Annotated in this window: 13 protein-coding genes and 1 tRNA gene; 7 read left to right on the top strand and 7 right to left on the bottom strand. The window is 63.6% G+C overall.

The window, feature by feature from the left end; genetic code table 11:
- Positions 1-13 precede the first annotated feature (13 nt).
- Together FFS18_RS13615 and folK are read right to left on the bottom strand one after the other, a co-directional pair.
- Positions 14-89, bottom strand: a tRNA-Lys gene (locus FFS18_RS13615).
- Between the two features lie 42 nt (positions 90-131).
- The gene (gene folK, locus FFS18_RS13610; RefSeq protein ID WP_137871244.1) at positions 132-653 is read right to left on the bottom strand and encodes a 2-amino-4-hydroxy-6-hydroxymethyldihydropteridine diphosphokinase; all 522 of its coding nucleotides are present in this window, start codon (positions 651-653) and stop codon (positions 132-134) included.
- A gap of 23 nt (positions 654-676) precedes the next feature.
- Here folK and FFS18_RS13605 point away from each other — a divergent pair, with 23 nt between their 5' ends.
- The gene (locus FFS18_RS13605; protein ID WP_137871243.1) at positions 677-1,366 is read left to right on the top strand and encodes a uracil-DNA glycosylase; all 690 of its coding nucleotides are present in this window, start codon (positions 677-679) and stop codon (positions 1,364-1,366) included.
- Here the strand turns inward: FFS18_RS13605 and FFS18_RS13600 are convergent.
- The gene (locus FFS18_RS13600; protein ID WP_137871242.1) at positions 1,327-1,803 is read right to left on the bottom strand and encodes an RNA pyrophosphohydrolase; all 477 of its coding nucleotides are present in this window, start codon (positions 1,801-1,803) and stop codon (positions 1,327-1,329) included. The two genes, FFS18_RS13605 and FFS18_RS13600, sit on opposite strands and share 40 nt — an antisense overlap.
- Positions 1,800-2,747, bottom strand: a complete 948-nt coding sequence (locus FFS18_RS13595; protein ID WP_137871241.1) for an alpha/beta hydrolase — start codon at positions 2,745-2,747, stop codon at positions 1,800-1,802. Before FFS18_RS13595 ends, FFS18_RS13600 begins: the two co-directional genes overlap by 4 nt.
- A 197-nt stretch (positions 2,748-2,944) precedes the next feature.
- On the opposite strand from FFS18_RS13595, the gene FFS18_RS13590 reads away from it, so the two are divergent.
- The 6 genes from FFS18_RS13590 to FFS18_RS13565 all read left to right on the top strand — a co-directional run bounded on the left by FFS18_RS13590 (position 2,945) and on the right by FFS18_RS13565 (position 10,784).
- Positions 2,945-4,807 carry a 2-oxoacid:acceptor oxidoreductase subunit alpha gene (locus FFS18_RS13590; RefSeq protein ID WP_137871240.1) on the top strand — a complete coding sequence of 621 codons (1,863 nt, stop codon included), beginning with the start codon at positions 2,945-2,947 and terminating at the stop codon, positions 4,805-4,807.
- Positions 4,804-5,841, top strand: a complete 1,038-nt coding sequence (locus FFS18_RS13585) for a 2-oxoacid:ferredoxin oxidoreductase subunit beta (protein ID WP_137871239.1) — start codon at positions 4,804-4,806, stop codon at positions 5,839-5,841. The genes FFS18_RS13590 and FFS18_RS13585 overlap by 4 nt, the downstream gene beginning before the upstream one ends.
- Positions 5,842-5,930: 89 nt before the next feature.
- Complete coding sequence (locus FFS18_RS13580) at positions 5,931-6,890, top strand: metal-dependent hydrolase (protein ID WP_137871238.1); 960 nt, start codon at positions 5,931-5,933, stop codon at positions 6,888-6,890.
- Entirely contained in the window at positions 6,887-8,275 is a 1,389-nt protein-coding gene (locus FFS18_RS13575) for a cryptochrome/photolyase family protein (RefSeq protein ID WP_137871237.1), read from the top strand. Before FFS18_RS13580 ends, FFS18_RS13575 begins: the two co-directional genes overlap by 4 nt.
- A 35-nt stretch (positions 8,276-8,310) precedes the next feature.
- A complete protein-coding gene (locus FFS18_RS13570; protein ID WP_137871236.1) occupies positions 8,311-9,591 on the top strand; it encodes an SAM-dependent methyltransferase in 1,281 nt (426 codons plus the stop codon).
- Between the two features lie 20 nt (positions 9,592-9,611).
- A complete protein-coding gene (locus tag FFS18_RS13565; RefSeq protein ID WP_137871235.1) occupies positions 9,612-10,784 on the top strand; it encodes a serine hydrolase domain-containing protein in 1,173 nt (390 codons plus the stop codon).
- A gap of 38 nt (positions 10,785-10,822) precedes the next feature.
- Here FFS18_RS13565 and FFS18_RS13560 read toward each other — a convergent pair whose 3' ends face one another.
- The 3 genes from FFS18_RS13560 to purF form a co-directional block, all read right to left on the bottom strand.
- The gene (locus FFS18_RS13560) at positions 10,823-11,209 is read right to left on the bottom strand and encodes a hypothetical protein (RefSeq protein ID WP_120216358.1); all 387 of its coding nucleotides are present in this window, start codon (positions 11,207-11,209) and stop codon (positions 10,823-10,825) included.
- Positions 11,210-11,270: 61 nt separating this feature from the next.
- Positions 11,271-12,005, bottom strand: a complete 735-nt coding sequence (locus FFS18_RS13555) for an SDR family NAD(P)-dependent oxidoreductase (RefSeq protein ID WP_120216357.1) — start codon at positions 12,003-12,005, stop codon at positions 11,271-11,273.
- Between the two features lie 4 nt (positions 12,006-12,009).
- On the bottom strand, positions 12,010-13,467 hold the full coding sequence (purF, locus tag FFS18_RS13550) for an amidophosphoribosyltransferase (RefSeq protein ID WP_120216356.1): 1,458 nt from the start codon (positions 13,465-13,467) through the stop codon (positions 12,010-12,012).
- Positions 13,468-13,589: the final 122 nt, after the last annotated feature.

Below are 13,589 nucleotides of genomic sequence, written 5' to 3'. Positions count from 1 at the left end.
AGTCATTGAAAAGTGGTGAGCCCTGCTGGGTTCGAACCAGCGACCTACTGATTAAAAGTCAGTTGCTCTACCGACTGAGCTAAGGGCCCATCGCGGCGCCGCAAAGGCGGTGCGCGAAGTGAGCCGTCGCCCTAGTGCGCTGCTGCGCCCCGGTCAACCGGCTTTGGACGTCCGAGGCGCGCGGCGAGCTGGCGGACGCTGTGGCGGTGGAGCGGATGCTGCCAATTGGGAACGATCGCGCGGAGCGGGCCGAGGACGAAGGCGCGCTGGTCGATCGCGGGATGCGGAATAGTGAGCGCGCCGTCCGACCAGACCCCGCCTGACCAGAGGAGAATATCGAGGTCCAGCGTCCGCGCGCTCCAGCGCTGCCCGACGCGGCGGCCAAAGGCGGCTTCGATCGCGTGAAGTCTCGCGAGCATCTGCGGCGGGGTCAGCGTCGATGCCACCAGCGCGACTGCATTCGCATAGCGGCGGCGCGACGGGCCGATCGGATCGCTCGCGATGATCGGGCTGGCATCGACCGCTTCGATATCGTCGCTTTCGAGCGCGGCGAGCGCCGCCATCAGCACCGCCCGCGGATCGCCGAAGCGCCCATGGCGGCGATTTGAACCGAGACCGATCGCATAGAGGGGAAGCGGCGTTGCGTTGCTCATGCTCTCGCGCCTATCGCAGTTGCGTGGAGATTGACAGCCCATTGCCCGGTACCGAACCGCCGCACGATTGCCCGCGCTGTCCGCGATTGGCCACCTTGCGGCGCGAATGTCAGGCCGAATATCCGGACTGGTGGAACGCGCCCGTCCATGCATTCGGCGACCCCGACGCCTGGCTGGCACTTGTGGGGCTGGCGCCGGGCAAGCATGGTGCGAACCGGACCGGACGGCCGTTCACGGGCGATTATGCGGGCGACCTGCTGTTCGCGACGCTGGCCAAATTTGGACTGAGTAGAGGTCGCTATGACGGGCGGATCGACGACGGATTGACCCTCGAAGGCGCGATCATCGTCAACAGCGTCAAATGCCTGCCGCCACAGAACAAGCCGACGCCCGCCGAGATTGCGAATTGTCGCCCGTATTTCGAACAGCAACTGGCGGCCTTGCCCCGCGTCCGCGTGATCGTCGCGCTGGGACGGATCGCGCATGACGCGGTGCTAAGAGCAGCGGGCGCGCGGCTGGCGGCGCATCCGTTCGGTCATGGCGCGGTTCACCGGCTGGCAGAGGGGCGGTACCTTGTCGATAGCTATCATTGCTCGCGTTACAACACGAACACCGGGCGCCTGACCCCTGAAATGTTCGCCAATGTCTTTCGCGTAGCGCTGGCGCTGCGCGATCAGACGAGCGGGCCGAATTCCTCGATCAATCCGCGGTAAAGCACACGCTTGAACGGCACGATGAGCTTTTCGATCTCGTGTAGCTCGGCCCACCTCCAGGCGCGAAATTCCGGGTGTTTGGTGGCGATGTTGATGTCGCTATCCTCGCCCATGAAGCGCATCAGGAACCAGTGCTGGCGCTGGCCGCGATATTTGCCGCCCCACATCTTGCCGATCAGATGGTCGGGCAGGTCGTAGAAATATTCCTCGCGGCTGCGCGCAATGATTTCGACCAGCCCGCCATGGACGCCAGTTTCCTCGCCAAGCTCGCGGATTGCCGCCTCCTCGGCGTCTTCGCCATCGTCGATCCCGCCCTGCGGCATCTGCCAGGCTTCACTCGAGGTATCGAGTCGCTGGCCGACGAACACCTTGCCGTCGCGATTGGCGAGCATGACGCCGGCACAGGGCCGATAGGGAAGGGCGTTGTGATCGATCATGCCGCTCCGCTAGCTTCGGCGACGATCGCTTTCAAGACCATCAAGGCGCCGCGGATGTCCTCCTTGGCGCTCGGGATGCCTTGCGCCAGATTGATATAGCCATGAATGCTGCCCGTCGCTTCGCGGTACGTCGTCGGGACACCTGCCTCGATCAGCTTGGCGGCATAGGCACGGCCCTGATCGCGCAGCGGGTCGAGGCCAGCGGTGGTAAGCAGCGTCGGCGGCAGGCCGGCTGCCGGAAAATCAAGCGGCGCCGCGCGATAGTCGGCGGGATCTGGCGCATAATGGTTGCCGAAATACGTCATGCTGCCGGTGGTCAGCAGATGGCCTTCGCCAAAATCGCGATAGCTTTGCCAGTCATCGTGCGTCGTAACGGCAGGATAGATGGGGTGCATTGCAATCACCGGCTTTGACGCGGGCTTGTCGCGAAGGGTGAGTGCTGTCGCAATGGTCAGGTTGCCGCCCGCGCTTTCCCCCGACAGGACCAGCCCAGTGCACGCGAAATTGTCGGCAACCCAGCGCGCCGCCGCCTCGCAATCCTCAGGCGCGGCGGGGAAGGGGTGTTCGGGCGCGAGGCGATAGTCGATTGCAATCACCGGAATATCGAGCAGGCGTGCGGCTTCGGCGCAATAGCCGTCGTGAGTATCGAGGTCGCCAATGACCCAGCCGCCGCCATGGAAGAAAACCATCACCGGGCCGGGTTCGCGACCCGGACGATTGTCATAGATTCGGACGGGAATCTCGCCAGCAGGGCCGGGGATGGTCCGGTCCTCGACCTGCGCAATCTCGCCGCGGGGCGCGTCGGCCATCTGGGCCATAACGCGGAACATCTCGCGCGCGCCCTCGGGCGGCATCTCTTCCATCTTCGGACCTTCCTGGGCGTTCAGAAACGCCAGGAAAGTCGCCACGTCAGGGCGCGTGAAATGCGTGGTGCCGTCGGTCATCCTCTAATCCCCTCGTTCCGCTTGTGCGGCCTGTTGTTTGCGCAGCTATTCGGCATCACCGCGGATAATTCAATCGCAATTCGCAACCCATTCGGACGTTTGAAGTTTGCAGCGCACAATTTTTTCTGAATTGCGGCATCGCGCCCACAGGCCTAGGCCAGCGTCACAGGTTCGCAAGATTCAAGGCAGAAGAAAAAATGGCGACAGCGGTAGTGGACGAAGCCGACAAGCGGCAGTCCCCCCTTTCGGATGCGGTGGTAGTCAGATTTGCAGGCGATAGCGGCGACGGGATGCAGCTGACCGGTGGTCAGTTCACTTTGTCGTCGGCGCTCGCGGGCAACGACTTTGCGACCTTCCCCGATTTCCCCGCCGAGATCCGCGCCCCGCAGGGGACGCTTTTCGGCGTGTCGGCCTTCCAGATCAACTTCGGTTCGTCGGCGATCGACACCGCGGGCGATGCGCCCGACGTGCTCGTCGCGATGAACCCCGCGGCGCTCAAGACCAATGTGCCGTCGCTCAAACCCGGCGGACTGATCATTGCCGACGAGGGCGAGTTCAACGATCGCAACCTTGCCAAGGCGAAATATGACGCCAACCCGCTCGATGACGGCAGCCTGGCCAAGTGGCAGCTGCTGAAGCTCAACATCAGCCAACTCACCATGGACGCGGTCAAACCATTCGGGCTTGGCAACAAGGAGGCGCTGCGCTGCAAGAATATGTGGACGCTGGGGCTGGCGCTCTGGATGTTCGATCGTGATCGCCAGCCGCTGATCGACTGGCTGAACGGCAAGTTTGCGAAGGCGCCCGATCTTGCCGCGGCCAACATCGCGGCGCTCAACGCGGGCCATGCTTATGGTGAGACCGCCGAGCTCGCCGGGCCGCTGAAGCAGCATCATGTCGACCCGGCGCCCGTTGCACCGGGCCTCTATCGTACGCTGACCGGCGCCGAGGGTATCGCGCTCGGGCTCGTTGCGGGCGCGCAGCTCGCCAAGCTGCCGATGTTCTTCGGCGGCTATCCGATCACCCCCGCCTCGGCGATCTTGCATCACCTGTCGCGGCTCAAGGAATATGACGTCACGACCTTTCAGGCCGAGGACGAAATCGCCGCCATTTGCTCGGCAATCGGTGCGAGCTATGGCGGTGCGCTCGGTGTGACGTCATCGTCGGGACCCGGTATCGCGCTGAAGGGCGAGGCGATGGGCCTGGCGATCATGACCGAGCTGCCGCTCGTCATCGTCAATTCGCAGCGCGGCGGTCCCTCGACCGGCCTGCCGACGAAAACCGAACAGTCCGACCTTTACCAGGCGGTTTATGGCCGCAACGGCGACGCCCCGATGCCCGTCATTTCGGCGCGCTCGCCCGGTGACGCGTTCGATTGCGCGATCGAGGCGGTGCGCATCGCGGTGCAATATATGACCCCGGTGATGCTGCTCACCGACGGCTATATCGCCAACGCCGCCGAGCCCTGGGCGGTGCCCGATCTGACGACGTACGAGGCTTTTCCGGTCGAGTTTCTGACCGAAGTGCCCGAGGGCGGCTTCAAGCCTTATGGCCGTGACGACAAGCTCGCGCGTCCGTGGGTCAAGCCCGGTACGCCGGGTCTGCTCCACCGCATCGGCGGGATCGAGAAGGAAGTCGATACCGGCCACATCAATTATGCGCCGGGCAATCATCAGGCGATGACCGACATTCGCAAGGACAAGATCGACGGCATCAAGGTGCCCGACCAGATCGTCGAGCTGGGCGCCGAGGGCGGCAAGCTTGCGGTTGTCGGCTGGGGCTCGACCTTCGGCCCGATCCACCAGGCGGTGCGTCGCAAGCGTGCCGAGGGTCTTGACGTCAGCCATGTTCACATCCGTCATATCTGGCCGCTGCCCGCCAACCTTGGCGAATTGCTCAAGAGTTTTGACAGGGTGATCGTGCCCGAGATGAACACGGGGCAGCTCAAGACCGTGCTGCGCGACCAATATCTGGTCGATGCGAAGCCGGTGAACAAGGTGTCGGGTCAGCCCTTCACCATCGCCGAAATCGAAGCCGCCATTGAGGAGGCATTGAAGTGAACCAGGTTACTCCGATCACCCGCGCCACCACGCTGAAAGATTGGGAAACCGATCAGGAAGTTCGCTGGTGCCCCGGCTGCGGCGACTATGCGATCCTGAAAGCGGTGCAGCGCACGATGCCCGAAATCGGCACCGCGCCCGAAAATACGGTGTTCATCAGCGGCATCGGCTGCTCGTCGCGCTTTCCCTACTATATGGAAACCTATGGCTTCCACACGATCCACGGCCGCGCGCCCGCGTTTGCGACGGGGTTGAAGCTTGCCAACCCGAACCTCGATATCTGGATCGTCACCGGCGACGGCGACGGACTGTCGATCGGCGGCAACCACACGATGCACCTCATTCGCCGCAATCTCGATTGCCAGATCATGCTGTTCAACAACGAGATTTACGGGCTGACCAAGGGGCAATATTCGCCGACCAGCCGGGTCGGCACGACGAGCCCGTCGACGCCCTATGGCTCGGTCGATCGTCCGGCGCAGCCCGCCGCCTTCGCGCTCGGCGCGGGCGCGCGCTTTGTCGCGCGCGGTTTCGACGTGTCGAAGGAACTGCCGAACGTGCTGAAGGCAGCGCATGCTCACAAGGGTGCAGCCTTTATCGAGATTTTCCAGAACTGTATCGTCTATAATAAAGACGTGTTCGAGGATTTCGCGGCGCCGAAGGGCGCCGAGGATCGCCAACTGTGGCTCAAGCATGGTGAGCCGATGCTCTATGCCAAGGGCACCAAAGGCATCGCGCTCGATGCCGACGAACTGCACCTCAAGACCGTCGATGTCGTCGATGGCGACTGGGAAGCCGCGGGCGTGATCGTCCATGACGTCACCAACCGCAGCGTCGCGCACATGCTCGTCGAGATGCGCTTCGGCGAATTTCCGATGGCACTCGGCGTGCTTTACGACGATCCGCGCCCGACGTTCGAAGCCGATGTCTGGCGGCAGAATGCCGCTGCGCGCGAAGGCAAGACCGCCGATCTCCAAGGTCTGCTGAAAAAGGGCCAGACGTGGACGGTGACCGAGGGCGGGCCGGAGCTGTAATCGCGGCGTAGGTGGTTCGCATCAGCGGGCGGGTGAACCGGTCCGCATAACGCATTGCAATGCTGCCCGATCCGCGCCACCAAGCGGCGATGGATAATCTGACGCACAGCCTTGTCGGCGCGCTTCTCGGCCAGATGGGGCTCAAGAAAAGGACGGGGCTGGCGATCCCGACACTGATCCTGGCGGCGAACCTGCCCGACGTCGATGCCGCGTGTCTGGCGTGGCTCGACGGGGTTCAGCATCTGGGGTTTCGGCGCGGGATTACGCATGGCCCGATCGCGCTGCTCATTCTGCCGATATTGCTGTGGGCGGCGATGCTGGCATTCGATCGCTGGCAGACGAAGCGCGGCAAACGCCCGGCGGCACGGTTGCCGGTCGACAAGGGCTGGTTGCTGGCGCTCGCCTATATCGGCTGCTTGAGCCACCCTGCGCTCGACTGGCTCAACAATTACGGCATCCGCTTGCTCGAACCCTTTTCGTCGCAATGGTTTTACGGCGATACGATCTTCATCATCGATCTGTGGATATGGATTGCGCTGGGTCTGTCGATCTGGCTGTCGCTGCGCCGCGAACGGGGCGGGGCGCCGAATTGGCAGCGGCCCGCGTGGGTCGGCTTCACCGCGGTCTGCACCTACATCTTTGCCAACGGCCTGATCACCGGCGCCGCCGAACGGACAACGGCGAGCGCGCTGGCCGCGGGCGGACACCCCGACGCGCTGGTCGTAGCGAGTCCGCCGCCGCTCGCCTTCTGGCAACGCGACATCTTTTGGCGCACCGCGGACCGATATGGGAGCGGGAGCTTTACCCCCGGGGTGGGCGGCAATCTGGACATCGCCGGTCAGCCGACCGGAATGGATGATCCCCGGCTGAAAACCTGGCTGATGGGCGATCCCGGTGCCCGCGCTTTCCTGTTCTGGGCGCGGATGCCGGTTGCGCAGGCGGACGGCGACGCGATTCTGCTGCGTGACCAGCGGTTTATGCATCCTCTGGCGCAGGATCGTTTTCAGGTCCGGCTGACCGCACCCGACACGGCTACGCGCGACGAATGACCGCACCGATCATAATCTGGTTTCGCCGCGATCTGCGCCTTTCCGATCAGGCGGCGGTCATCGCGGCCGCAGCGGCTGGGCCGGTGATCCCGGTGTATATCCTCGACGATGAAACGCCCAAGCATCGCCGCATGGGCGCGGCCTCGCGCTGGTGGTTGAACCATAGCCTTGCCAGCCTCGACGCCAGCTTGGGCGAAAAGGGATCGCGATTGGTGTTGCGGCGCGGGCGCTGTGACGAGCAACTCGTGATGATTGCCGAAGAAACCGGCGCAAGGTCGGTCCATTGCCTGCGCCACTATGAGCCCTGGTGGCGCAACGCCGAAAAAGCCGTCGCGAAGCGGCTCGACCTCGTCTGCCACGATGGCAATTACCTGCTTCCGCCCGGATCGCTGACGACCGGGGGTGGGACGCCATACAAGATCTACACGCCATATTGGCGCGCCCTCAAAGACCATATGCCGCCGCCGGAGCCGTCGAACCACCCGCGCGAAATCGCGGCGCCGGGCGCGTGGCCCGCATCGGATACGCTGGCGGACTGGGGTCTGCTGCCGACCAAGCCCGACTGGGCTACCGGTTTTGCGGCCGAATGGGAGCCGGGCGAAGCGGGCGCACGCAAGCGGCTCGCGGCGTTCATCGATGAGGCCGCCGATTACGACCGCCAACGCAACCTGCCGTCGTGCGAGGGCAGTTCGCGCCTGTCGCCGCACCTGCATTTCGGCGAAGTGTCGCCCGCGACGATCTGGCACCGGACCGCCGATGCTGGCGGCTCGGTCGATGTCTTTCTCGGCGAAATCGGCTGGCGCGACTATGCACAGAACATCATCCTGCAATTTCCGGACTATGGCAGCCGCAGTGCGCGCGCGGCGTTTGACGATCATTTGCCGTGGCGCAGCGGCAGCGAGGCCGATGCCGACCTGGCCGCCTGGCAGCAGGGTCGCACCGGCTATCCAATTGTCGATGCCGGGATGCGCCAGCTGTGGACGACGGGATGGATGCACAACCGCGTCCGGATGATCGCCGCAAGCTTCCTGATCAAGCATCTGCTGATCGATTGGCGACAGGGTGAACAATGGTTCTGGGATACGCTGGTCGATGCCGATTATGCGTCGAACGCCGTCAACTGGCAGTGGGTGGCGGGCAGCGGGGTCGACAGCAATATGTTCCCGCGCATCATGGCGCCGCTCACCCAATCGGAAAAATTCGACGCCGTTGGGTATATCCGCCAGTGGGTGCCTGAACTGGCCGACCTCACCGAGCCTGCGATCCACGACCCCGAAAGCTTCGGGCAGCGCCCGCAGTCCTATCCCGCCAAGATCATCGGCCACCGCGAAGCACGCGAACGCGCGCTGGCTGCATATGACGTCATGAAGGCGCGCGGCAACTGATTGTCAGGCGCCCGACTTTGGGGCAGGAAGACGTTATGAACACGCATGTCAGCCCGCGCCGCGGCAAGCAATTGCTTCGCGCCGACCGCGCCTACCGCAGCGGCGGCGCGCTGGCGCGGCTGCTGGCACTGGCGCCCGCGGGCCTGTTTCATCGGCTGCTCGACCGGATCGACACGGGGCTCGTGATGGGCACGATCGAAGCGCATACGCCCGATGGCAGCGTCCGTTTGCTAGGCGGCCGCGGAAAGGGGCCGGCAGCCGTCGTACATCTGCACAGCTGGGCCGCGTTGGCACGCCTCGCAATGTCGGGATCGGTGGGCTGGTACCGCGCCTGGGACGCGGGGGAGTGGACATCGCCCGATCCGGTGCCGCTGTTCGACCTGTTCATGCGCAACGGCGAATCGCTGGGCGACGTGGCGCGCGCGCGTGGGCCGCTGCGCTGGCTCAACAAGATCGCCCATATCCTTAACCGCAACAATCGCCGCGGTGCGAAGCGCAATATCCATGCCCATTATGATTTGGGCAATGATTTCTATCGCTTGTGGCTTGACCATGCGATGAATTATTCCAGTGCGCTGTTTGCGGATCCCGCGCATTCGCTGGAAGAGGCTCAGACCAGCAAGGTCGACGCGATCCTTGACCGGCTCGACTTGCGGTCGGGCAGCCGCTTGCTCGAAATCGGCTGCGGCTGGGGTGCGCTGGCGGAGCGGGCGGTCGAACGGCACGACGTCATCTACACAGGCATCACGCTGTCGCCGGCGCAGGCCGAGATTGCCGACGCGCGCCTTGCCGCGGTGGACCTGTCGGGGCGGTCGCGGATCGAGCTTTGCGACTATCGCGACGCGCAGGGTCCCTATGACGCGATCGCCAGTGTCGAAATGGTCGAAGCGGTAGGGCAGGCCTATTGGCCCGCCTATCTCGACGCGGTCGCGCGATTGCTGCGGCCCGGCGGTAAGGCCGCGATCCAATATATCCTGATCAATGACGCGCTGTTCGAACGCTATGCGGCGAGCAGCGATTTCATCCAGGCCTATATCTTTCCGGGCGGGTGCCTGATCTCCGAAAGCCGGTTCCGCGCGTTGGCTGAGGCCCGCGGTCTGGCGTGGCGCGACGTTCACCATTTTGGCGAGGATTATGCCGAAACGCTCCGCCAGTGGCGCGAGCGTTTCGACGCGGCGGTCGCTGCCAATCAGCTGCCGTCCGGTTTCGACGACCGTTTCGTGCGGCTCTGGCGTTATTATCTGCAATATTGCGAGGGCGGATTTCGCGGCGGCGGGATCGACGTTGCGCAAGTGACGCTGGAAAAAACAGCCTGAAAACAGGGGATAGGCAAGCTATGCGACGATATCTGGCAGCGGCGTTGTTGTGCGCGGCGGCGACCGCCTGCACGGCACCCGCGTCCACCCAAACCACCGACACGCTGCCAAAGGATATGAATGTGCTGTTCTGGACCCAGGATCAACGCGACCTTGCTTTCCGGACGATGGAGACCGTCCCGAAAGTGGTGGTCAATACTGTCGAAGCGGGTGATGTCGTCTATCCGTTGCCGCAGGGTCGACCGATCGATCTGGGTACCGACGTCGATGCCTATATGGCCAAGCAGCGCCATGCCGGGCTGATCATCGTCCATGATGGCAAGATCCGGCTCGAGAAATATGCGCTCGGCTACGGCGCCGCGGGGCGCTGGACCAGCTTTTCGGTCGCAAAGAGCTTCACCTCGACCCTCGTCGGGGCGGCGGTGAAGGACGGCTATATCAAAAGCCTCGACGACAAGGTCACCGTCTATATCCCCGGGCTCAAGGGATCGGCATATGACGACGTGTCGGTGCGCCAATTGCTGACCATGACATCCGGCGTCAAATGGAACGAGGATTATACCGATCCGAAATCCGACGTCGCGCTGTTCAACATGCAAAAGCCCGTTGCGGGCGAAGACGTAACCGTCAGCTATATGAAGACTTTGCCACGCGATGTTCCGGCAGGGTCGAAATGGTTGTACAGCACGGGCGAGACAAATTTGATCGGCGTGCTGGTGTCGAGTGCCACGGGCAAAAGCTTGTCGGCCTATCTTTCCGAAAAGATCTGGAAACCGTTCGGGATGGAGCAGGATGCGGTCTGGATGCTTGGGGCAACCGGGCATGAGATCAGCGGTTGCTGCATCTCCGCAAGCCTGAAGGATTATGCGCGGCTTGGCCAGTTTGTGCTCAATGACGGCGTTGTGGACGGGGTCAGGATCGTGCCGGATGACTGGTTCGGCAACGCGACGACGAAACAGGCCGATATCGGCCTGCCGGGCCGCGGTTATGGCTATCAGTGGTGGACCAATGACGATGGCAGCTTCGCCGCGCAGGGGATCTTTGGTCAGGGCATCTTCATCGATCCGAAGCGCAAGCTGGTGATCGCGTCGAACGGCAACTGGCCGACCGCGACCGATCCCGAAGGTGTCGGCGCGGCGCGCGAGGCGTTCTACAAGAGCGTGCAGGCGGCGGTGGATCGGGAAGCGAAATAGGGTTCGCAGCCCCCCCGAAGGCGGGGGCCGACGGTCATTTAGTCGGCAATCATCGCCGTCGCGCGCTGCGCCAGCCATACTGCCGTGAGCGGCACTGCGACACCCAGCGCCATGATCCACCATGTGTCAGCAAGCGTTACCGCACGATAGAGCGCTGCGCCGATCACCGACCCGGCGACGATCCAGCCCGCGCCGGTTCCCGCCGATATCCGCATCGCAAGCCATCCCCCGGCGAAGCTGCCGATGAACCAACCGACGATAAGCGCGATGGTCGAGCCGAGCGGAATCAGAATTTCGCCACTCTCGACATCATATTCGGACGGCGAAATTTCGCTGCCGGCATATTGCGCCAGCCAGATGAGCCCGAAGGCAACGACAATCCCGATTACCGCCGCGATCGCCGATCGCAAAATATCCTTGGTCATAGCTGCGCCCTTGCAAACCCGTCTTGTCGGGCTGCCTTAGTGCCGGAAAACAAAGATGGCGTTAAGCCTTTTCCATGACCTTGGGCAGCGCGTGGAATGCGGTGCTGTCAAAGCCCTTGACCATCAGATCGGCAACGAAGGTCCCGACCGCTGCGGGCTCCTTGATGCTGTTCGCATCTTCGCCCGGATAAGCGCGCGCGCGCATCTGGGTGCGCGTCCCGCCGGGGTCGAGGATCGCGGTCCGCACCGTCGAAATATTGCGCATCTCGGCACCATAGCTGGTCACGAGCGTCTCAAGCGCAGCCTTCGATGCGGCATAAGCGCCCCAATAGGCACGGGGTTCGCGCGCGACGCCACTCGACAGCGCGAGCAGGCGGCCGTTCGCGGCGCGGCGCAGCAGCGGGTCGAAATTGGCGATCAGCGCCTGCTGCGCGATCAGGTTGAGCGTCAGCAGCTTGTTGAATTCCTTGCCGTCGATCGCCGCCACCGGGGTAAGCGTGCCGAGCATGGCGGCGTTGAGCACCAGCATGTCGAGCTGTTGCCAGCGTTCGGCCATGGCGCTGGCGAGCCGCGCGATGCTGTCGCCGTCGGTCAGGTCGAGCGGCGCGATCGTCGCGGCGCCGCCTGCCTCGTGAATACGGTCTTCGAGCGCTTCGAGTCCGCCCGCGGTGCGCGCCGTGATCACGACATGCGCGCCGCGCGCCGCCAGCGCTTCGGCGATCGCTTCGCCGATGCCACGGCTCGCCCCGGTGACGAGCGCGACCTGGCCCGCCAATTCTTCAGTCCTTATAGTCATGGTGTCAGACAACCCGTTCGGCAAGCAGCGAAAATTGATCTTCCAGCCCATGCTCGTCGAAATCGGTCAGCGTGGTCGGATAATCGCCGGTAAAGCAGGCATCGCAATATTGCGGCGCATCGTCGGTGCGCTTGGCTTCGCCCAGCGCGCGATAAAGCCCGTCGATGGTGACGAACGACAGGCTGTCGGCGTTGATGAAGTTCGCCATTTGCCCGACCGTCATCTGCGCCGCGAGTAGCTTGGCCCGTTCGGGGGTGTCGACGCCGTAGAAGCAGCTGTGCTGGGTCGGCGGGCTGGCGATCCGCATATGGACCTCAGCGGCACCCGCATCGCGCATCATCTGCACGATTTTCAGGCTGGTCGTGCCGCGCACGATCGAATCGTCGATCAGCACGATGCGTTTGCCGGCGATCAGCGCGCGATTGGCATTATGCTTCAGCTTTACGCCGAGATGACGGACCTTGTCGCCCGGCTGGATGAAGGTGCGACCGACATAGTGCGAGCGGATGATCCCGAGTTCGAACGGGATGCCCGATTCCTGCGCATAGCCGATTGCCGCTGGCGTCCCCGAGTCGGGGACGGGAATGATCAGGTCGGCATCGACGGGGTTTTCGCGCGCTAGCTCGGCGCCGATCGCCTTGCGCACCGAATAGACGCTGGTGCCGTCGACGATCGAATCGGGGCGCGAGAAATAGACATATTCGAAGATGCACGGGCGCGCCGACTGCGTCGCGAAAGGCCGGTGCGAGGTCAGTTGGCCATCGCGGATGATCACCAGTTCGCCCGGTTCAACCGAGCGGACAAATTCGGCGCCGACGACGTCGAGCGCGACGGTTTCCGATGCCAGGATATGCGCGTCGCCCAATTTGCCGATGACAAGCGGACGGATGCCGAGCGGATCGCGGCAGCCGATCATCCCCTCGGCGGTGAGGCAAATCAGCGAATAGGCGCCCTCGACCTGTTTCAGCGCGTCGATGAACCGGTCGAGCAGCGAGCGATAGTTTGACGTCGCGACGAGGTGAATGATCACCTCGGTATCGCTGGTCGACTGAAAGATCGAACCGCGGCGAACGAGCAGCTTGCGCAGCGCGGCGGCATTGGAAATATTGCCATTGTGCGCCACGGCGAAGCCGCCCGTCGCGAGGTCGGCGAACAGCGGCTGGACATTGCGCAGCGCGGTTTCGCCGGTCGTCGAATAGCGGACATGGCCGACCGACGATCCGCCCTGCAACTGGCGCATGATGTCGTCGCGGTCGAAATTGCCCGCGACATGGCCCATCGCGCGGTGGGTGTGGAATTCCTTGCCGTCGAACGCGGTGATGCCCGCGGCCTCCTGGCCGCGATGCTGCAGCGCGTGCAGGCCGAGCGCAACGACCGCGGCGGCGCTGTCGGCGCCATGAATACCAAAGACGCCGCACTCCTCGCGGAGCTTGTCGTCATCGAAAGGGTTGGTGGTGAGCATGATGGTCCAGCAACGAGGGCAGTGACTGGCGCGCATATAGGGACGGTTATCGCAAATGTCGCCCCCCTATTCACGATATTGTCACGGCATGTTCAAACGACGGGATGACAGGGGTCGGGCTT

This window comes from Sphingopyxis sp. 2PD (genome assembly GCF_005503695.1).
Taxonomy (GTDB): Bacteria; Pseudomonadota; Alphaproteobacteria; order Sphingomonadales; family Sphingomonadaceae; genus Sphingopyxis.
This window is presented reverse-complemented; position numbering and strand designations above follow the sequence as displayed.

What these genes read in the sequence shown, in the direction of transcription:
- folK (WP_137871244.1), bottom strand. Translation starts at nt 653, where the DNA reads ATGAGCAACGCAACGCCGCTTCCCCTCTATGCGATCGGTCTCGGTTCA.
- FFS18_RS13600 (WP_137871242.1), bottom strand. Translation starts at nt 1,803, where the DNA reads ATGATCGATCACAACGCCCTTCCCTATCGGCCCTGTGCCGGCGTCATG.
- FFS18_RS13595 (WP_137871241.1), bottom strand. Translation starts at nt 2,747, where the DNA reads ATGACCGACGGCACCACGCATTTCACGCGCCCTGACGTGGCGACTTTC.
- FFS18_RS13590 (WP_137871240.1), top strand. Translation starts at nt 2,945, where the DNA reads ATGGCGACAGCGGTAGTGGACGAAGCCGACAAGCGGCAGTCCCCCCTT.
- FFS18_RS13580 (WP_137871238.1), top strand. Translation starts at nt 5,931, where the DNA reads ATGGATAATCTGACGCACAGCCTTGTCGGCGCGCTTCTCGGCCAGATG.
- FFS18_RS13575 (WP_137871237.1), top strand. Translation starts at nt 6,887, where the DNA reads ATGACCGCACCGATCATAATCTGGTTTCGCCGCGATCTGCGCCTTTCC.
- FFS18_RS13570 (WP_137871236.1), top strand. Translation starts at nt 8,311, where the DNA reads ATGAACACGCATGTCAGCCCGCGCCGCGGCAAGCAATTGCTTCGCGCC.
- FFS18_RS13565 (WP_137871235.1), top strand. Translation starts at nt 9,612, where the DNA reads ATGCGACGATATCTGGCAGCGGCGTTGTTGTGCGCGGCGGCGACCGCC.
- FFS18_RS13560 (WP_120216358.1), bottom strand. Translation starts at nt 11,209, where the DNA reads ATGACCAAGGATATTTTGCGATCGGCGATCGCGGCGGTAATCGGGATT.
- FFS18_RS13555 (WP_120216357.1), bottom strand. Translation starts at nt 12,005, where the DNA reads ATGACTATAAGGACTGAAGAATTGGCGGGCCAGGTCGCGCTCGTCACC.
- purF (WP_120216356.1), bottom strand. Translation starts at nt 13,467, where the DNA reads ATGCTCACCACCAACCCTTTCGATGACGACAAGCTCCGCGAGGAGTGC.